Origin of the sequence: Allomuricauda sp. ANG21 (assembly GCF_040705235.1) — a bacterium.
GTDB lineage: Bacteria > Bacteroidota > Bacteroidia > Flavobacteriales > Flavobacteriaceae > Flagellimonas > Flagellimonas marina.
This window is the reverse complement of sequence record NZ_JBFCVT010000001.1, coordinates 293,947-313,261: the sequence shown is the minus strand read 5'-3', so window position 1 is coordinate 313,261 and position 19,315 is coordinate 293,947. Positions and strand designations below refer to the sequence as shown.

The window sequence follows — 19,315 nt, the reverse complement described above, 5'->3', positions numbered from 1 at the left end:
CTTTCCTTACTTTCTTTACATCGTAATTACAAATTCGGATTAGCTAATCCATCATTTATAAATTTAAAAAATAAAGGATGGAAAAGAACATCTTAAATCTTAAAGAGGCTTGCGAGTATACAGGATTCAGTAAAAGCCATTTATATAAGTTAACTCATTATAGAAAGATTGACCATTATAAGCCAAATGGCAAAAATATCTTCTTCAAGAAGGCAGATTTGGAGGCCTATATGCTTAGAGGAAAAAGAGAGGCAAAGCCTGTTTTGGAAATGGAAACAGAGGTTGCAAATTATATACTGGATAAAGGCTTTGGGGAATGATATTCAATACATTAGCGGAAAACGGGACAAATAAACCGGGACATACTTTATTGGTTAATGGTAAAGGCACAGACCTAACCGATTTGAAAGTAGTTCATTCTAGGGCAAAACGTAAACTTATCACTCGTCAAACAATTCTTAGGATGATTGATATTGCAAAGGCCGAGGAAGATAGAGAAAGGGAAAAGGCTTATTGGAATACATACCATTGTCAAAGCAACTTGGTGTCCTCCAATGGAAAACTCTATGGGAACTATTGTAAAAATAGGTATTGCACAATCTGCCTAAGTATCAGAAAAGCGGAAATAATAAACAAGTACTATCCAGTAATTGCAAATTGGGATGACCCTCATTTTGTAACAATCACGGTAAAGTCTTGTAAGGAACACCAACTGAGAGCATACTTTAAAAGTATAAAGACGACATTCACTAAAATTGTCAATAAGCACAAGAAAAGGGAACAGCGAGGTACGGGAGAGAAATTAATTGGCATAAAATCAATGGAGGCCAATTTTAATCCGAACAAAAAAACCTATAATCCACATTTTCATATTTTGGTTGCGAACAAAAATATGGCTGAAATAATTGTAAAGGAATGGGGTATGAGAGCCAAGCCAAACAAAGTGAGTCTTAGAGGTCAAAAAATCAAAAAAGTATGGGACTTAGAAAGGAATCTTATTGAAATAATTAAGTATGGCAGTAAAATTTTCACAGAACCTCACATAAAGACAAAGGCAAAAGAAACGGATTCACATATCATTTATGCCAAAGGACTAGACACTATTTTTAAAGCGATGAAGGGGCAGCGGATTTTTGACCGCTTTGGTTTTAATCTTCCACCTGAACTTGAGGAATCTAAACCATCACAAAAAATATTGACCAACTTCAAACAATGGGAGTATGATTCAGAATTAGCTGATTGGGTTAATGTCAACTCGTTGGAAAAATTGGCTGATTACAAACCCCCATCTCACCTTATCGCCTTACTTGAGAATAACATAAACAAAACACTTTCATAAAGCCTTATATTTGAATTGGAACTAACCAAAAATATTCATGTCCGAAGAACAAAAGAAACTGCTCGAAACGCAATTATGGAATATTGCCAACGAGTTGAGAGGCAAAATGGATGCCGATGAGTTTAGAGATTACATACTAGGCTTTATTTTCTATAAATACCTTTCCGAAAAACAATATCTGTACGCTAACACCTTATTGGAAACCGAAGCAATAAAGGATTACCTTTTGGTTACCGATGCAGGCGATTTGGAAGCCATTAAAGAGGAATCGCTTTTAAAGTTAGGCTACTTTTTAAAACCAAAAGAACTATTTAGCTCCATCGCCAAAAAGGGGAATGCCAATACAGAGAATGAAAGCAATTTTATCCTTGCCGATTTGGAAAGTATTCTAAACAGTATTGAGCAAAGTACCATGGGTACGGAAAGCGAGGATGATTTCAACAAGCTTTTTGAAGATTTAGACCTCAACAGTACCAAATTAGGTAGAAGCACAGACGCCAGAAACAGTCTTATCTCCAAAGTACTGTTTCATTTGGATAAAATAGATTTTGCCTTGGAGGATGCGGATGCCGATGTGTTGGGCGATGCCTACGAGTACCTGATTTCACAGTTTGCAAGTGGAGCTGGCAAAAAGGCGGGGGAGTTTTATACCCCGCAGCAAGTTTCAAAAATACTGGCGAAAATTGTGACCACAGGCAAAAAACGCCTTAAAAGTGTGTATGATCCTACCTGTGGCTCAGGTTCGTTGCTATTACGGGTTAGTAGGGAAGTGCCAGTGGATGATTTTTTTGGGCAGGAACTTAACCGAACCACCTACAATTTGGCTCGAATGAACATGATTTTGCATGATGTTCACTTTAGGCATTTTGATATTAGACAAGAAGACACCTTGGAACAACCTCAGCATTTGGATATGCGATTTGAGGCTATTGTGGCCAATCCACCATTTTCAGCGAAATGGAAAGGGAAGAACAACCCATTGAATGAAAATGATGAGCGTTTTAGCCAATATGGGCGTTTAGCACCCACTAGCAAGGCGGATTTTGCCTTTGTGCAGCACATGCTCTACCAGTTGGCAGAAAATGGCACTATGGCCTGTGTATTGCCCCATGGGGTGTTGTTTAGGGGAAGTGCCGAGGGAACAATCAGGGAATATCTCATAAAAGAACTTAATTATCTGGATGCCGTTATTGGCCTGCCTGCCAATGTGTTTTATGGAACAAGCATACCCACCTGTATCTTGGTGTTGAGCAAATGTAGGGTGCATAGCGATGACATTTTATTTATTGATGCTTCACAAGGTTTTGAGAAGGATGGCAATAAAAATAAATTGGGCGAAGCCCATATTGATGCCATAATAGACACCTACCGCACTAGAAGCGCAAAAGATAAGTTTAGCTATGTGGCAACATTAGAAGAGGTGGCCGAAAACGATTATAACCTCAACATACCACGTTATGTGGACACCTTCGAGGAGGAAGAACCCGTAAATTTAGAACAAGTATCTGCCGATTTGCAAGGATTGGAAAAAGATATTGCCGAAACAGATGCTTTGATAGCCGATTTCTGTAAGCAACTCAATATTAAAACACCGTTTTAATGATGAAAGAATGCGAACGGGTGCCGAAATTGCGGTTTGCTGAGTTTTCTAAGGAATGGCAAACAAAAACATTAGGAGAAATTGGTAGTGTTTCTATGTGTAAAAGAATTATGAAAGACCAAACTTCAGAAATTGGAGACATCCCATTCTTTAAAATTGGCACGTTTGGGAAAACACCTGATGCTTTCATTGATAAGAATCTTTACGAAAATTATAAAAGTAAATATTCATTTCCTAAGAAAGGAGATATTCTAATATCTGCATCTGGAACTATCGGAAGAACGGTAATTTATGATGGGGAACCAGCTTATTTTCAAGACTCCAACATTGTATGGATTGATAATAACGAATTAATTGTTTTAAATAATTTATTGGGTTATCTATATGAAAATGTTAACTGGAACACTGAAAATACAACTATCGCCAGACTTTACAATGATAATTTAAGAAGTATAGATGTCACCTTTCCTTCTCTTCCAGAACAACAAAAAATAGCTTCATTCCTTTCGTCCGTTGAAAAAAAAATAACCCAATTGCGTGAAAAGCAAAAATTGTTGGAAGACTACAAAAAGGGTGTGATGCAGCAAATTTTCTCTCAGAAACTACGGTTTACGAGAGAGAGAGGCGGTGAATTTCCTGATTGGGAGGAGAAACGGTTGGGGGAGGTTGCTATAATAAATATGGGTCAGTCACCTAGCTCAAACTCATATAATTCTAATGGAGAAGGGTTATATTTAATTCAAGGCAATGCAGATATAAAAGATAGAAAAACAAGCCCAAGAAGTTGGACAACAGACCCAACTAAAAGATGTGAAATTGGAGATTTGATATTGACTGTTAGAGCACCAGTTGGGGCAATTGCTAAATCAATTCATAATGCTTGCATAGGTAGAGGGGTTTGTTCGATAAAAAATAAATCAAACAGCAATATTGAGTTTCTTTATCAATTCCTATTGGATTATGAAGCCAAATGGTCTCGATTGGAGCAGGGTAGTACGTTTACAGCAGTAAGCGGGAAAGATATCAAAGATGTTGAAGTTCCCTTGCCTTCTATAGAAGAACAAACCCAAATCGCCAATTTTTTAAGTACCATAGATACAAAAATAGCGGTGGTACAGACCCAAATAGCGCAAACCCAAACCTTTAAAAAGGGTTTGTTGCAGCAGATGTTTGTTTAGACCCATTGAGAATGATGTACACCAACGAAAAAAAACTAATAAAGGATGCCAAAAGAATCATTGCCCACCATAATGAGATTTCTAGGTTAAAAGGTGAAAACTTTAATGTTTTTTCCATTCTCAACATGGAGCATAAAGAGAACGGCACCCATTCTGCTTTTTTAGGGGAATTGCTCAATCCAAAGGGTTCGCATTCTAAAGGCAGCTTGTTTTTACAATTGTTCTTGAAAGCCGTTAATAACAACACCATCGACTTAGATAAGGCCAATGTTGTCTTGGAGAAATATATAGGAAATCGTGACGATGCCAAGCTTATAGGGGGCAGGGTGGATATTTACATCACCGACCAAGTCAATAGCATTTGCATAGAGAATAAAATCTATGCATCTGACCAAAATGTTCAACTACAACGCTATTGCAACCATAACAAGGAGAATAACACAGTGTACTATTTAACGCTTGGTGGTTCAGATGCTTCACCCGAGAGTAAAAGCAACCTGGCTTTAGACAAAGATTATTATTGTCTTTCGTATAAAACGGACATTGTGGATTGGCTGGAAGCCTGTTTAAAGGAATCAGCTGAAGAACCGATCCTTAGAGAATCGATAAGGCAATACATTATTTTATTAAAAAAACTAACCAACCAATTATCCGATAAGGCCATGGAAAAAGAAATGTACAAGCTTGTAAGGGAAAACTACAATGCAGCCCAGACCATAAGTAGTGCCATCTGGGATGTAGAATTAGAATTTACTAGGCAGTTTATTGATGAGATAGCGGCAAGACTCATAAATGAATTGAACAACAATTGGAGCGTTGAGGTGGACAATGATTTAAGTGACTCATGGACGGGAATTACAATTACCAGTGACAAATGGCCAGAAAACATTGCTGTCAAACTCGAAGGGGACTCCAAAATACCTTGGCAAAAATCCGTCTATGGAATAATAGGAGCCAAAGATAAAGTGGACAGGGCTTCCATAAAAGTAGTCTTAGGACAGCTTGAATATTTTCAGTCAGATTTTAGGGAAAGCAAGGTTTGGCCATATTACAGGTATATTTTGGATTTCAATAATGTAAGTGAGCGGTCTAAGTTGTTCAATTCCCAGCTAAGGGAGGATTTGATTAAGATTGTTAAAGAGAAACTTTTGGAGATATGTAAGATTAGTGAGGCTCCTTTGGCATCGTTAAAGAAATAAATTTGAAACACATGATTATTCAGAATGGATAAGTACCAAAACAAATTTATTTACAATGAGATTTGGACACTCACTTTTGGTGCAGCGTTTCAAAGGGCAAATGTTTATGTGAAGGGTGCCAAAGACCATGAGAAAAAGGAGTTTAAAAAGCACCTTCAAGAATATATTGAAACGAACATATTGCCAGTGTATCACGACAACAAGGTAACTGATGATGAAACACATTTAAACCACATAACGAGAATTTCTTATGCTTCTAATGAGTATGGAAGAATACTCTCAAACCAAGAGTTAAATTTTGGTATCAGTCAAAAACTGCTCAATCTATTGTTGAAATACCTGTGGTGCCTTTTTGATTACCCTGAGCCACCCCATTTCCCTCTGGATAGACGTATTCAGGAGTCATTAATTGATTTGGCCAATAAGTCAGGTGTTTTGCCTAGAGGCATTGTTAGCTGGACTCAAATAACCAAAAGTGATGATTATATGGCTATCATTGAATACATTAGAGGTAATTTTCTTACTAACCAGACTTTAGCTCAATTTGAATTGGAACATTTTGAGAGAAGAAGAAATCAATCATAAATGACCACCCAGCCAGAATACATATTAGAAGAAAACCTAGTTGGTCAATTAGAAGTGTTAGGCTATAAAAAAGTCAGTATAAAAGATGAGGTTGATTTAGTTGCCAACTTAAAGAAGCAGTTGGAAAAGCATAACAAAGCCAATTTTTCAGCGGCAGAATTTAGACAAATTCTTAATCAACTGTCTAAGGGCAACATTTATGAAAAGGCTAAAACACTTCGTGATCGTATTACCTATACCAAAGACAATGGAGAAACAGGTTATGTTGAGTTGATTAACCAAGTGCATTGGTGCAAAAATCAGTACCAAGTTACCCACCAAGTCACCATGGAAGGCTCCTATAAAAACCGTTATGATGTTACTATTCTCATTAACGGTTTGCCACTGGTTCAAATAGAGCTGAAAAAGCGTGGTTTGGAAATGAAAGAGGCTTTCAATCAAATCAACCGCTATGAGAGGCATTCGTTCAGCTCAGGTATTGGACTGTTCCAATACGTGCAGTTATTTGTCATAAGCAATGGGGTAAATACAAAGTATTTCGCAAACAACCCTGTAAAGGCACGTTCATTTAAACAAACCTTCTTTTGGGCGGATAGGGAGAACAATATCATCACGCAATTAAGTGAGTTTGCCAAAGCATTTTTGGAGCCCTGTCATCTCTCCAAAATGATAACCAAATACATTGTGCTGAATACCGCTAACACCTTAATGGTATTGCGGCCATATCAGTATTATGCAACAGAGGCCATTGTAGAACGAGTAAAAAACAGCAATAAGTTTGGGTATATATGGCATACTACAGGTTCGGGTAAAACTTTGACATCCTTTAAAGCGGCACAAATATTAACCAATTTAGAGGATGTGCTTAAAGTTGTCTTTGTGGTTGATCGTAAGGATTTGGACTACCAAACCATCAAAGAGTTCAATAGCTTCAGTGAAGGTAGTATAGATGCTACCAGCAATACTAGTACATTGGTGAAGCAGTTATCCGATGAAACCAAACTCATTGTAACCACGATACAAAAATTAAATACAGCGATTTCAAAGCCAAAGCACATGGCAAAAGTGGATAAGCTAAAGAACGAACGTATTGTATTTATTTTTGATGAATGCCATCGTAGCCAATTTGGTGACACCCACAACGCTATCAAAGACTACTTTGAAAATGCCCAAATGTTCGGTTTTACGGGTACTCCTATTTTTGCCGATAATTCAGTTAAGAATAAGTTGGGAAGGCGAACCACCAAGGATTTGTTTGAAGAGTGTTTGCATAAATATGTTATAACCGATGCCATACGGGACAGGAACGTTCTGAAGTTTTCCATTGAATACATGAATACCGTAAAGCTTAAGGATGAGGTTATTGATATAAAAGTGGAAGACATCAATACCGCTGAGGTGTTAGAGGCTCCTGAGCGATTGGAGAACAACGTTGATTTTATAATCAATAATCACAACCGTAAAACACATAACAGGCGTTATACAGCCATTCTTTGCGTTCAGAATGTAAAGACCCTTATAAAGTATTATGAGTTATTCCAAGCTAAAAAAGAAGCAGGAGAGCATGATTTAAAAGTGGCTACGATATACTCCTACCAAGCCAATCAATTAGATGAGGATGCCCAAGGCTTTATTCCAGATGAGGATTATGAGGATTTTGCAGCTGAACCCTCCTCGCAATATGATACGAAGCATACAAGAGATAAATTGGAGGAATTTATTGGTCACTATAATCGGATGTTTAAAACCAATTATTCCACCAATGAGTTTTATTCCTACTACAAGGATATTGGGAAGCGGGTAAAAAACAGACAGGTGGATATTTTGTTGGTGGTCAATATGTTTTTGACAGGATTTGATAGTAAACTGCTCAATACCATATACGTTGATAAAAACTTAAAGTATCATGGGTTGATTCAAGCTTATTCCCGTACAAACAGAATATTGGATGAGGTTAAATCCCAGGGAAACGTTGTGGCCTTTAGAAACTTAAAAGAAGCCACTGACGAGGCCATAACCCTATTTTCCAATAAAGAAGCCATTGAGGAAATCATAGTACAGCCCTATGAGGACTATATTGAAAAGTTTGATGAAGCAGTAGAGCGTGTTAGAGCTATTGCTCCAACCTTTGACAGCGTAAATGATTTGGTGTCTGAAGCTGAAGAACTGGAATTTGTAAAGGCCTTTAGAGAATTGATGCGAGTTAAAAATGTCCTTGGGACATTCACCGAATTTAGTTTTGACGATTTGGGAATGGATGAGCAAACCTTTGAGAATTACAAAAGCAAGTATTTAGATCTCTACGACACCATAAAATCAGAAACCCAAAAGGAAAAGGTGTCCATATTAAACGACATTGATTTTGAACTGGAACTGATACGAAGGGATGAAATAAATGTCACATACATTTTAACCTTGTTGGCCAAACTTCACGATTCAAAACCAAAAGAGCAAGAAGAACAGCGAAAAGCGATTTCTGATATATTAGCATCGGAAACTCAATTAAGAAGCAAAAAAGAACTGATTGAGAAATTTATAGAAGAGAACTTACCATTGATAACGGATTCAGAACTGGTAGCCAACGAGTTTGAATCCTATTGGACAGTGGAGAAGAAAAAAGCCATTCTTAAATTGGCTAAAGAAGAAAACTTAGACTACAAAAAGTTAGTCGATCTAGTAAGTAATTATCTGTTTACAGAAAAAGAACCATTGCGAGATGAGATCATTGCTGTAATGAACGAAAGGCCAAGCCTAAGAGATAGAGCAACCTCATCAGAGAGGATACTGAATAAAATTAAAAACTTTATCGAGACTTTTATTGATGGGATGGGTTAATCTACTATAAGTCAAACCTGATATTAAATACGTCTCTATTAAAGATGAAAACCTTTCTGAGAAGCTATTTGCCAAGCCCGGTATGATTTATATTTCAATACTAAAATTGAAATTGTGTTACTATTTTGTTATTATAAAAAACAAAAAACCCTGAAAATCAACTGATTAACAGGGTTTAAACGTACTCGAGGCGGGACTTGAACCCGCACGGGCAAAATGCCCACAGGATTTTAAGTCCGGCGTGTCTACCAATTCCACCACTCGAGCATACTGGACTTGTAAAAAAACAAAAAACTCCACCCTTGGTGACTGAGCGGAGTCGATGTCGAGCGAAAAACGGGATTCGAACCCGCGACCTCCACCTTGGCAAGGTGATGCTCTACCAACTGAGCTATTTTCGCATTTTAAAGAACCAACACCTTTTTAAGGCGCAGACCTGCCTTCCGGCTTAGGCAGGTGCAAATTTAAAATATTTCTGTAAAATAGAAAGAATTTTTTCAGGAAGTCGCTTTTTTCTTTTTGCTCAACAAGCGTTTTATTTCATTGAGTTTCATCAAGGCCTCCACTGGCGTAAGGATGTCGATGTCCAAATGCAGGATTTCCTCTTTGATTTCTTCAAGAAGTGGGTCATCCAGATTGAAGAAGCTGAGTTGCATCTCATTTTGGGAAGACTGTAATTTGTCCGTCATCTCCTCGCTGGAATGGGATTTCTCCAGTTTTTTGAGGATTTTGTTTGCCTTTTGAATGACCTGTTGGGGCATACCCGCCATTTTGGCCACATGGATGCCAAAGCTGTGCTCACTTCCACCAGGTACCAACTTTCGGAGGAAAAGTACATTGTCTTCCAACTCCTTCACCGAAACGTTGTAGTTTTTAATGCGTGGGAAGGTGGTGGTCATTTCATTGAGTTCGTGGTAGTGGGTGGCAAACAGCGTTTTGGCCCGTGCAGGATGTTCGTGCAGATATTCGGAAATGGCCCATGCAATGGAAATCCCATCATACGTACTGGTTCCACGGCCAATTTCATCGAGCAGCACCAAACTACGTTCAGAAAGGTTATTGAGAATGGAAGCCGTTTCGTTCATCTCCACCATAAACGTGGATTCACCCATGGAAATGTTGTCGCTGGCCCCAACTCGGGTGAAAATCTTGTCGACCACCCCAATTTTAGCTTCAGATGCAGGAACAAAACTGCCCATTTGTGCCAAAAGCACAATAAGGGCGGTTTGTCGTAGCAAAGCTGATTTACCGCTCATATTGGGTCCGGTGATCATAATGATTTGCTGTTCCTCGCGATTCAAAAGCACATCATTGGTCACAAAACTATCGCCCAAGGGCAATTGTTTTTCAATGACTGGGTGCCGTCCTTCTTTAATGTCCAAACTCGTGGATTCATCCACAGTAGGTTCAACGTAGTGGTTTTCTTTGGCGAGCTGGGCAAATCCGCAGAGGCAGTCCAACTGTGCAATACGATGGGCATTTTGTTGTACAGGTGAAATATATTCCTGCATCCAGACCAATAACTGCTCAAACAATTGCTGTTCCAATAGGTGGATGCGCTCCTCGGCCCCCAAAATCTTGGCTTCGTACTCTTTAAGTTCTTCGGTGATATAGCGTTCCGCATTGACCAAGGTCTGCTTGCGAATCCAAGTATCGGGGACTTTATCCTTATGCGTATTGCGGACTTCAATGTAATAACCGAACACATTGTTGGAAGCAATTTTGAGCGAAGTAATCCCAGTGATTTTCGTTTCGCGCTCCAGCATTTTGTCCAAATAATCCTTTCCGGAAAAAGCAAGGTTTCGAAGCTCATCCAACTCCTCCGAGTAGCCTTCTGCAATGGTATTGCCTTTGGCAAGGTTGACAGGAGCTTCTTCGTTCAGCGTTTCCTTGATTTTGTTCCGAAGGGCATCACAGGCATCCAATCGCTCCCCAATGGATTGCAGCGAAGCATTGGAGCTTTCTTGAGCTAATTTTTTGATGGGAACAATCGCTTCCAAAGAGTTTTTTAGTTGAATAACCTCCTTCGGATTGATTTTTCCCGTGGCCAATTTGGAAATGAGTCGCTCAAGGTCGCCCATCTGCTTAATCCAGTGCTGGGTCTTTTCCAGTTGCTCCCCTTTATCCCTCAAATAGGAAACCACCTGATGGCGCTGCCGGATTTTGTCGATATTTTTTAGGGGAAGCGCCAACCATCGTTTTAACAATCTCCCACCCATAGGGGATAAAGTATTGTCGATGACATCCAACAAAGTCACTGCATTCTGGTGGGGAGATTGATAGAGCTCCAAATTTCGGATGGTAAATCGGTCCATCCATACATATTCCTCTTCCGCAATACGTTGAATTTTGTTGATATGCTGGAGTCGGCTGTGCTGCGTTTCGGACAGATAATGGAGCACAGCCCCAGAAGCAACAATGCCGTGATTCAGGTGCTCAATGCCGAAACCCTTTAGGGTTTTGGTGCTAAAATGGTTATTCAAGCTTTCATCGGCATAGTCTTCCTGAAAAATCCAATCTTCCAAAAAGAAACTATGGAATTGGTTGCCAAAAAGCTCAATAAATTCTTTCCGATGACTTTTAGAGACCAACACCTCATTCGGCGCAAAATTTTGGAGCAGCTTATCGATTTGTTCCGACGAACCTTCCGAAGTCAAAAACTCACCCGTGGAAATGTCCAAAAAGGAAATTCCCAGTTTGTTTCGCCCAAAATGGACAGCACACAAAAAATTATTGCTCTTGGCGGAAAGGATATCATCGTTTAGAGCCACCCCGGGGGTTACCAGTTCTGTTACCCCACGTTTCACAATGCTCTTGGTCTGTTTTGGGTCTTCCAACTGGTCGCAAATGGCCACCCGTTGACCGGCCTTGACCAATTTTGGCAAATAGGTGTTTAGGGAATGATGTGGAAATCCCGCCAGTTCCGTCTTATCGCCTCCATTATTTCGGTGGGTAAGGATAATGCCCAGAATTTTGGCTGCCTTGACGGCATCGTCTCCGAAGGTTTCGTAAAAATCCCCCACACGGAAGAGCAACAAAGCATCAGGATGCTTGGTCTTGATGGTATTGTACTGTTGCATCAACGGAGTTACCTTCTTTGTCTTTTTATTGGCTGCCAAAGCGATTTATTTGAAAATTATAAGTTCCAAAATCAATTGCATAATTGCGTTCAAACAAAAGTTTAGAACAGTTTGTCATTCCGCACTTGATGCGGAATCTATCTAATCTTACCTGAGTGGATTCCTTTTTTCACAGGAATGACAATCATTAGGCGAATTAATCTTTTACTTTTGTCCCAAAATGGGAGGAAGACGAATATATTGTTTTCCCCATACACGCAGAACGATTGTTGATATTTTAGGCCCAATGGTTAAAAAAATGAACCGGAAACTGGAAAACAGCGAATTGGAGCGATTGGATGTGGAAGCGTTCAAGCAGACCGAAAAATCGCCCATTATCATCATTTTGGATAACATCCGTAGCCTGAACAATATAGGTTCCGTGTTCCGTACCGCAGATGCTTTTTTAATTCAGAAAATTTATCTCTGTGGTATTACGGCCACCCCACCACACAAAGACATCCGGAAAACTGCTTTGGGCGCCACCGAAAGTGTGGCATGGGAATACCGAAAAGATACATTGGAACTCTTGGAGGAATTGAAAAAAGCTGGTGTAAGAACTGTTTCTGTGGAACAGGCGGAAAATGCTGTTATGCTCAACGATTTTATCACCGACCCCAAAGAAACCATCGCTTTAATTTTTGGTAACGAGGTAAAAGGCGTTTCCCAAGAGGTTGTTTCGGCCAGTGATGCAGTTGTGGAAATTCCCCAATTTGGAACCAAACATTCGTTAAATATCTCAGTAAGTGCGGGGGTAGTGGTCTGGGATATCTGGACGAAATTGAACCCTAAAAACTAAAAAAGCCCTGTAAAAACAGGGCTGGATATATAGTTTGAGTTAGTTAGTTCCTCCATTAGAGGGCTCTAATAAAATAAAACCATTCGTTATATCCAAACATTTTGTGAAAATTCTCTTAAATACTGGTTGAAATAATCGTGTTTTCCAATCGCTCTAAAATGGTTTCGTAATCCTTTGGATTATTTACAAAATCCAATTCGCTCATATCCAGAATCAAGCTGTTTTGCTCAGGATGATCCTTGATGAAATCCAAATAACCGCGGTTGATTTTCTCCAAATATTCAGGCGGTATTTTTTGCTCATAATCCCTTCCCCGTTTCTTGATGTTCTCAAGTAATCGCTCTGTATTTTGATAGAGGTACAGATAAATTTCAGGCTTTTTCACCTCTTTGTACATGAAATTGAAAACCTTTCGGTACAAATTAAACTCATCTTTCTGAAGGGTGACCTTGGCAAAGATCAGCGATTTAAAAATGTCATAATCGCTCACCATAAAGTTTTTGAACAGGTCAAACTGGGAGGTATCGTCAGTAAATTGTTGGTAACGGTCTGCCAAAAAGGACATTTCGAGTGGAAAGGCGTAGCGGGACTGGTCCTCATAGAATTTCGGTAGAAAGGGGTTGTCCGCAAAGCGTTCCAATACCAATTTGGCATTGAACTCCTCCGCAATCATTTTGGATAACGTGGTTTTTCCCGCACCAATGTTGCCCTCAATGGCAATGAACTGCAACTTGGCGAAAAGCTCGGTTCGGTTTCGAAACAACGTATAGGTTGTTTTTTTCATATTGCTACGGTCCTTGCATTCTTGCAGTAGGTTTCGGATGTCTTTGTTGAACACCGGATGGTAAAACTGTGGCGCAATATTGGCCAAGGGTTTTAGTACAAAATTCCGATCCTGCATGTGAGGATGTGGAATCTTTAAAAGGGGTAGGTCTATTATTTCTTTTCCATAGAAAATGATGTCAATATCAAGGGTACGGGATCTGTAGCCTTCACCTCCAGAGCGATCTCGACCAAAATGGCGTTCAATTTCAAGAATTGCCTCAAGCAAATCCGTTGGTGATAGCTTGGTCAGGGTTGCCAAACAGATATTCAAAAAGTCATCGCCCTCAAAACCCACAGCCGGGTTTTCATATACTGCGGAAACCATTAAAACCTTCCCTACCTTTTTTTCAATATGAAGAATAGCCTTTTGGAGCGTGGCATACCGATTCCCCAAATTGCTCCCCAGTGAAAGATATACGTGTTGAGATTGGCTCATGATGAAAAGAACAAAGTAACAAAACAATGCAACAATGGTTATCTTTGAAGTCGAATTAATTTTTATTGAATGAACTTTTTGAGAAACCTACTGGCCTCTATCTTGGGGTCTCTTGTAGCCTTTGGAATACTGATGGGCATGTTCTTTATCTTCATTGCCCTTGTCAGTAATGTGGATGATGGAGTGGTGGTGAAGCGTAACTCCGTTTTGGAGTTTGGATTTATGGCACCGGTAAAGGATTATACGGGCAAGGATGATACCGACCCGTTTTTGGGGTTGTGGAACAATGAAATTGGTTTGGATGAGATTTTACATGCCATTGCAATTGCCAAAACAGATACCAATATTGAGGGGATTAGCTTGACCACCAATTTTCTTCAGGCTGGAATAGCGCAGACCCGGGAAATAAGGGAAGCGCTGCTGGATTTTAAATCTTCGGGAAAGTTTGTTTATGCGTATTCCGATTTTTTCTCCCAGAAAGACTATTATCTCGCCAGCGTGGCCGATGAGGTCTATTTGAACCCTGTGGGAGCTTTGGATTTTAAGGGACTTTCCACCGAAATACTCTACTTCAAGGATTTTCAGGAAAAAACAGGGGTAAAAATGGAAGTAATTCGCCATGGAAAGTACAAAAGTGCCGTGGAACCATTTCTTTCCAATACCATGAGCGATGAAAATCGGTTGCAGATACAGGAATTGATTTCGTCTATTTGGAATGTGATTATTGACGATATTTCCCAATCACGAAGCATTAGCGCGGAGCATTTGAATGTAATTGCCGATACGCTTGGTGGACGAACCCCAAAATATGCGTTGGCATCTGGACTAGTGGATGGAAACCTGCATTTTGATCAGTACGAAGCGCTTTTAAAGGATAAAATGGGGGTAGGTACGGATGATGACCTCAATTACATCAGTTTTGAAGATTATGCCTTTAGTGCAAATCGGAAGAAAATACATACGGGTGCGGACAAAATCGCTGTGATTTATGCCCAAGGTGAAATTTTCTATGGAGAGGGTGGCAAAGATTTTATCGGACAGGGCGTTATGGTGGATGCATTGCGCAAAGCCAAAGATGATGAAAACATAAAAGCCATTGTGTTGCGGGTAGATTCTCCCGGAGGGAGTGCCTTGGTTTCGGACATTATTTGGCGGGAAATTGAACTGACCAAGGAAGAAAAACCCGTGGTGGTTTCCTTTGGAAATGTGGCGGCATCTGGAGGTTATTACATTGGAGTAGGAGGCGATAAAATCTTTGCAGAACCTACCACTATCACGGGCTCTATCGGGGTTTTTGGAACCATTCCCAATGTGCACGAACTGGCCGGAAACATCGGTGTTAATGCAGAACAAGTGGGTACCAACAAAAATTCGGTGGATTACTCTTTGTTTGAACCCTTGGACGATACATTTAGAAGTACCATCCAGGAAGGAATTGAAGACACCTACCAGATTTTTCTGGAACGCGTTGCCGCAGGCCGAAATATGACGATTGACCAAGTGGATGCCCTCGCCCAAGGAAGGGTATGGAGCGGTGTGGATGCCAAGGCAAACGGTTTGGTGGATGAACTCGGTAACTTGGACGATGCCATCGAAGCAGCTGCTGAAATGGCAGGTTTGGACGAGTACAGTATCCGAAAATACCCGAAATACAAATCGGATTTTGAGCGATTTATGGAAGATTTGGGAGGTGTAAAGTCTAAAATAGGAGAAGAGGCCATCAAGGAACAACTAGGTACGGAAGCCTATCAAGTATTTTCCGAGTTCAAAAAGCTTTCCGAACAAAAGGGAATTCAAGCCAAGATGCCCTTTAGTCTAAATATTAAATAAGAATGACGCAGAACGATAGGAAAAAAGCGTTTTCCCTGTATCTCTACATGGGCGCCTTGTTCATCACCTCGCTGGTGGTGTCCAATCTTATCTTTCAGAAATTCTTTTATTGGGAACCCTTTGGGGAAGTCACCGTTTTTGGAGCACCGTTGTTTGAACTTTCTGTGGGTATTTTGCCCTATCCCATTACCTTTTTGGTCACCGACCTCATTTCGGAAATCTATGGAAAGAAAAAAGCCAACCAAGTCGTTACCGCAGGTATTTTTGCCTCTTTTTTCTCCATGGGAATCATTTTGGTGGCCAATTATGCGCCGGCCATACCTACCTCGCCGGTGGACGATGTTCTGTTCACCAACGTCTTTGGGCTATTTCCTTTGGGCGTGCTCGCTTCCATGTTGGCGTATTTGGCTGCACAGTATATTGATATTTCCATTTACCACTTTTGGAAACGGGTAACCAAAGGCAAAATGCTTTGGCTCCGAAACAATTTTTCTACCTTTTCCTCGCAGTTTGTGGACACCTTTACCGTGGTGGGGCTGTTGTGTATTTTTGGCGTACTACCTTGGGATAAATTCTACGGATTGGTTATCAGTGGCTTTATTTTTAAGATAATTATAGCACTTTTTGACACCCCTTTGCTCTATCTTTTCGTATATATAATACGTAAAAGATTTAACTTAAAAATAGGGGAAGAGATAGCTTTGGATTGATGACTTCTCCTTTAATTTGTTGTAAAACATCTATTTATGAAGAGAAAAGTCCTAAAGATTACTGGAATAACCCTACTTGTACTAATTGGCCTGCTGATTGCCATACCCTTGTTCCTTCAAGGTAAAATTGAAGAGATCATTAAAAACAAGGTGAACAACAGCATCAATGCCACATTGGATTTTGAGGATGTTGACCTAAGCTTGCTCAAAAGTTTTCCCAATGCCAATGTAAAGCTCACAAAACTATCCTTGGTGAACAAGGCCCCTTTTGAGGGAGATACCTTGTTTTCTTCTTCGGATATTGAATTGACCATGTCCATCAAGGAGCTTTTTAAATCCGCCGATGAGCCCATTGTGATCCAACGGTTGAATATTGACAAGGCCAAACTGCACGTCTTGGTCGATGAAAATGAGAATGCCAATTACGACATTGCCAAGGAAGATGAGACTACCACTACGGAAACTGTGGAGGCATCCAACGACAATTTCACGCTCAACATGGATTCCTATGCTATTACCAATTCGGAAATCATCTATGATGATATATCGAGTGGCATGCATTTGGTCCTGTCGGAAATGAACCACTCCGGTACGGGTGACCTTTCCTTGGAGCAATCAGAGCTAAAGACATTGACCGATGCCATGATTTCCTTTGAGATGGACAGCACCAAATATCTGAACAACAACAAAATTTCCTTGGATGCCCTGATAGGTATCGACCTGAAGGAGAATAAATACACTTTTTTGGAAAACAGGGCACTGATCAATCAATTGCCCTTGGTTTTTGATGGATTTGTAAAGGTCAACGAGGATAATCAGGAAGTGGATATTACTTTTAAGACACCTTCATCAGACTTCAAGAACTTTTTGGCCGTGATTCCCGAAGTCTATTCCAAAAATATTGAAACCGTTCAGACCACTGGTAATTTTGAGGTCAGTGGCGAGTTTAAGGGCATTGTGGATGAGGAGCACATCCCAACGTTCCACATTGCCATCAACTCCGAGAATGCTTCCTTTAAGTATCCTGATCTACCCAAATCGGTGCAAAATGTGTTCATAGACACTGAAATCAAAAACACTACAGGAATTACAGAAGACACTTTTGTGGACATCAAACGACTGTCGTTTACCATTGATCAAGATAAATTCAACCTTACGTCTAGAATACGGGATTTGATGGGCAATACCAAAGTGGATGCCGATATGGATGGTCGAATTAATCTGGCCAATATTTCACAAGCCTATCCCGTACCCGCCGATTATAACCTAAAAGGAATTTTGAATGCCGATATCACCACTTCCTTCGATATGGAATCGTTGGAGAAAAAGCAGTACCAAAATACCAAAACTACGGGTAAAGCATCCGTTTCTGGGTTTGAATATGCTTCGGAAGAACTGAAAAATCCCGTTGCCATTAATACAGCTGCGGTATCGTTCAACCCCAACACAGTCACCTTGGATTCGTTTAAGGGAAAAACCGGAAATACCGATTTTGATGCCAAGGGCACCTTGACCAACTTGCTTGGGTTCATGTTCAACAAAGAAAATGTGGAAGGTAGATTTACACTGACATCCAACACCTTTGCGCTGAATGACTTTATGATGGAGGAGACTCCAGAAACTGTAGATGATGAGACTCAAACCCAAACTTCTGGAGGGGAAGAACGTATCAAGATTCCATCTTTTTTGGATTGTACCATTGAAGCAGCAGCTGGTACCGTTTTGTATGATAATCTAACTTTAAAGAATGTAAAGGGTACCTTGACCATAAAAGATGAAACAGCTACGGTGAAAAACCTGACCTCTGACCTTTTTGGGGGCACCCTTGGTCTAACAGGTTCAGTTTCCACTAAAGACGAAGCTTCCACTTTTGATATGGATTTGGGGATGAGCAATTTTGGCATCAGTGAATCCTTTGCGGCTTTGGATATGTTTCAGGCCTTGGCGCCATTGGCAAATGCATTGCAAGGGAAATTAAATTCCACTGTCAAGATTTCAGGGAACCTGAAGGATGACTTCACGCCAAATCTGGCCACAATTTCCGGAAACTTGTTGGCCGAACTGCTCTCCACTAAAGTGAACACAGAAAAGGCCCCTTTGCTTTCTGCTTTAGACAGTAAATTGAATTTTTTGGATAGCAAAGACATCAATTTGGAAGACCTTAAGACTGCGTTGACCTTTGATAATGGTGCTGTTAAAGTGAAACCTTTTACATTAAAGTACAAGGACATCGCCATAAACGTAGATGGGAGTCACACGTTTGACAAGCAACTACAATATAGTGCCACGTTGGATGTGCCTGCGAAATATTTGGGAACTGAGGTAAATAAACTTATCGCCCAAATGAACGATGATAGCATAAAAGATCTTACTATTCCTGTTATCGCAAACATTGGGGGCAATTATACCAACCCTACCGTGACTACGGATTTAACCTCAGGCGTAAAGAAATTGACCACCCAGTTGGTCGAGATCCAAAAGCAAAAATTGGTCAACCAAGGCAAGGATAAGGCCAAGGACTTGTTGTCTGATGTTTTCAAGAAGGATGAAAAAGATTCAACGTCCACAAAATCTGATGGGGTAAAAGAAACGATAGGTGGTTTGTTGGGTGGTGATAAGAAGAAGGATACCACGGCCACCAAAACCGAGGATGAACCCGTAAAAAGCGCCGCGAAAAAAATTCTGGGGGGCTTGTTGAACAAGAAGAAGGACACGGTAAACTGAAAAATAAGGAGTGTCTAAAAAGATGATTTACGTCAACCTGAACTAGTTTCAGGTTCCCATAATCCTTTGTTTTAATTGTTGTGGGATTCTGAAATGAATTCAGAATGACGTATTCCAACACTTTTCAGACAACCTC

The 19,315-nt window shown here is 40.2% G+C and carries 13 protein-coding genes and 2 tRNA genes; 11 read left to right on the top strand and 4 right to left on the bottom strand.

The features are described 5' to 3' along the window. The first annotated feature begins 77 nt into the window (after nucleotides 1-77). From AB1A65_RS01535 to AB1A65_RS01505, 7 genes are all read left to right on the top strand, one after another. A complete protein-coding gene (locus AB1A65_RS01535) occupies nucleotides 78-320 on the top strand; it encodes a helix-turn-helix domain-containing protein (RefSeq protein ID WP_366584918.1) in 243 nt (80 codons plus the stop codon). Between the two features lie 143 nt (nucleotides 321-463). Further along, nucleotides 464-1,339 carry a protein rep gene (locus tag AB1A65_RS01530; RefSeq protein ID WP_366584916.1) on the top strand — a complete coding sequence of 292 codons (876 nt, stop codon included), beginning with the start codon at nucleotides 464-466 and terminating at the stop codon, nucleotides 1,337-1,339. 37 nt (nucleotides 1,340-1,376) lie between these two features. Beyond that, nucleotides 1,377-2,939 (top strand): type I restriction-modification system subunit M, encoded by a 1,563-nt coding sequence (locus tag AB1A65_RS01525; protein WP_366584914.1) that lies wholly within the window; start codon nucleotides 1,377-1,379, stop codon nucleotides 2,937-2,939. Next, nucleotides 2,939-4,117, top strand: a complete 1,179-nt coding sequence (locus tag AB1A65_RS01520; protein WP_366584912.1) for a restriction endonuclease subunit S — start codon at nucleotides 2,939-2,941, stop codon at nucleotides 4,115-4,117. Before AB1A65_RS01525 ends, AB1A65_RS01520 begins: the two co-directional genes overlap by 1 nt. 11 nt (nucleotides 4,118-4,128) lie before the next feature. Next, on the top strand, nucleotides 4,129-5,316 hold the full coding sequence (locus AB1A65_RS01515; protein WP_366584910.1) for a PD-(D/E)XK nuclease family protein: 1,188 nt from the start codon (nucleotides 4,129-4,131) through the stop codon (nucleotides 5,314-5,316). A gap of 24 nt (nucleotides 5,317-5,340) precedes the next feature. Further along, the gene (locus tag AB1A65_RS01510) at nucleotides 5,341-5,901 is read left to right on the top strand and encodes a hypothetical protein (protein ID WP_366584908.1); all 561 of its coding nucleotides are present in this window, start codon (nucleotides 5,341-5,343) and stop codon (nucleotides 5,899-5,901) included. Next, a complete protein-coding gene (locus AB1A65_RS01505; RefSeq protein WP_366584906.1) occupies nucleotides 5,902-8,736 on the top strand; it encodes a type I restriction endonuclease subunit R in 2,835 nt (944 codons plus the stop codon). Between the two features lie 182 nt (nucleotides 8,737-8,918). Here the strand turns inward: AB1A65_RS01505 and AB1A65_RS01500 are convergent. From AB1A65_RS01500 to mutS, 3 genes are all read right to left on the bottom strand, one after another. Further along, nucleotides 8,919-9,003, bottom strand: a tRNA-Leu gene (locus AB1A65_RS01500). Nucleotides 9,004-9,064: 61 nt separating this feature from the next. Then, a tRNA-Gly gene (locus tag AB1A65_RS01495) sits at nucleotides 9,065-9,137 on the bottom strand. Nucleotides 9,138-9,233: 96 nt separating this feature from the next. After that, entirely contained in the window at nucleotides 9,234-11,816 is a 2,583-nt protein-coding gene (gene mutS, locus AB1A65_RS01490; protein WP_366585236.1) for a DNA mismatch repair protein MutS, read from the bottom strand. A 298-nt stretch (nucleotides 11,817-12,114) separates the two neighbouring features. On the opposite strand from mutS, the gene AB1A65_RS01485 reads away from it, so the two are divergent. Then, nucleotides 12,115-12,654, top strand: a complete 540-nt coding sequence (locus AB1A65_RS01485; protein WP_366584904.1) for an RNA methyltransferase — start codon at nucleotides 12,115-12,117, stop codon at nucleotides 12,652-12,654. Nucleotides 12,655-12,769: 115 nt separating this feature from the next. Here the strand turns inward: AB1A65_RS01485 and folK are convergent, their stop codons facing one another. Next, nucleotides 12,770-13,915, bottom strand: a complete 1,146-nt coding sequence (folK, locus tag AB1A65_RS01480; protein WP_366584902.1) for a 2-amino-4-hydroxy-6-hydroxymethyldihydropteridine diphosphokinase — start codon at nucleotides 13,913-13,915, stop codon at nucleotides 12,770-12,772. Between the two features lie 69 nt (nucleotides 13,916-13,984). Between folK and sppA the strand changes: the two genes are divergently transcribed. From sppA to AB1A65_RS01465, 3 genes are read left to right on the top strand one after another with little or no spacing between them, the layout of a single operon-like run. Continuing rightward, nucleotides 13,985-15,745 (top strand): signal peptide peptidase SppA, encoded by a 1,761-nt coding sequence (sppA, locus tag AB1A65_RS01475; RefSeq protein WP_366584900.1) that lies wholly within the window; start codon nucleotides 13,985-13,987, stop codon nucleotides 15,743-15,745. A gap of 2 nt (nucleotides 15,746-15,747) precedes the next feature. After that, a complete protein-coding gene (locus AB1A65_RS01470) occupies nucleotides 15,748-16,455 on the top strand; it encodes a queuosine precursor transporter (RefSeq protein WP_366584898.1) in 708 nt (235 codons plus the stop codon). Nucleotides 16,456-16,491: 36 nt separating this feature from the next. Next, on the top strand, nucleotides 16,492-19,179 hold the full coding sequence (locus tag AB1A65_RS01465) for an AsmA-like C-terminal region-containing protein (protein ID WP_366584896.1): 2,688 nt from the start codon (nucleotides 16,492-16,494) through the stop codon (nucleotides 19,177-19,179). Nucleotides 19,180-19,315 lie beyond the last annotated feature (136 nt).

Bases quoted from the DNA above. Each gene is read 5' to 3' on its own strand.
- AB1A65_RS01525 (WP_366584914.1), top strand. From the start codon at position 1,377: ATGTCCGAAGAACAAAAGAAACTGCTCGAAACGCAATTATGGAATATT.
- AB1A65_RS01535 (WP_366584918.1), top strand. From the start codon at position 78: ATGGAAAAGAACATCTTAAATCTTAAAGAGGCTTGCGAGTATACAGGA.
- AB1A65_RS01505 (WP_366584906.1), top strand. From the start codon at position 5,902: ATGACCACCCAGCCAGAATACATATTAGAAGAAAACCTAGTTGGTCAA.
- AB1A65_RS01530 (WP_366584916.1), top strand. From the start codon at position 464: ATGATTGATATTGCAAAGGCCGAGGAAGATAGAGAAAGGGAAAAGGCT.
- mutS (WP_366585236.1), bottom strand. From the start codon at position 11,816: ATGCAACAGTACAATACCATCAAGACCAAGCATCCTGATGCTTTGTTG.
- folK (WP_366584902.1), bottom strand. From the start codon at position 13,915: ATGAGCCAATCTCAACACGTATATCTTTCACTGGGGAGCAATTTGGGG.
- AB1A65_RS01510 (WP_366584908.1), top strand. From the start codon at position 5,341: ATGGATAAGTACCAAAACAAATTTATTTACAATGAGATTTGGACACTC.
- AB1A65_RS01520 (WP_366584912.1), top strand. From the start codon at position 2,939: ATGATGAAAGAATGCGAACGGGTGCCGAAATTGCGGTTTGCTGAGTTT.
- sppA (WP_366584900.1), top strand. From the start codon at position 13,985: ATGAACTTTTTGAGAAACCTACTGGCCTCTATCTTGGGGTCTCTTGTA.
- AB1A65_RS01515 (WP_366584910.1), top strand. From the start codon at position 4,129: ATGATGTACACCAACGAAAAAAAACTAATAAAGGATGCCAAAAGAATC.
- AB1A65_RS01465 (WP_366584896.1), top strand. From the start codon at position 16,492: ATGAAGAGAAAAGTCCTAAAGATTACTGGAATAACCCTACTTGTACTA.
- AB1A65_RS01470 (WP_366584898.1), top strand. From the start codon at position 15,748: ATGACGCAGAACGATAGGAAAAAAGCGTTTTCCCTGTATCTCTACATG.
- AB1A65_RS01485 (WP_366584904.1), top strand. From the start codon at position 12,115: ATGAACCGGAAACTGGAAAACAGCGAATTGGAGCGATTGGATGTGGAA.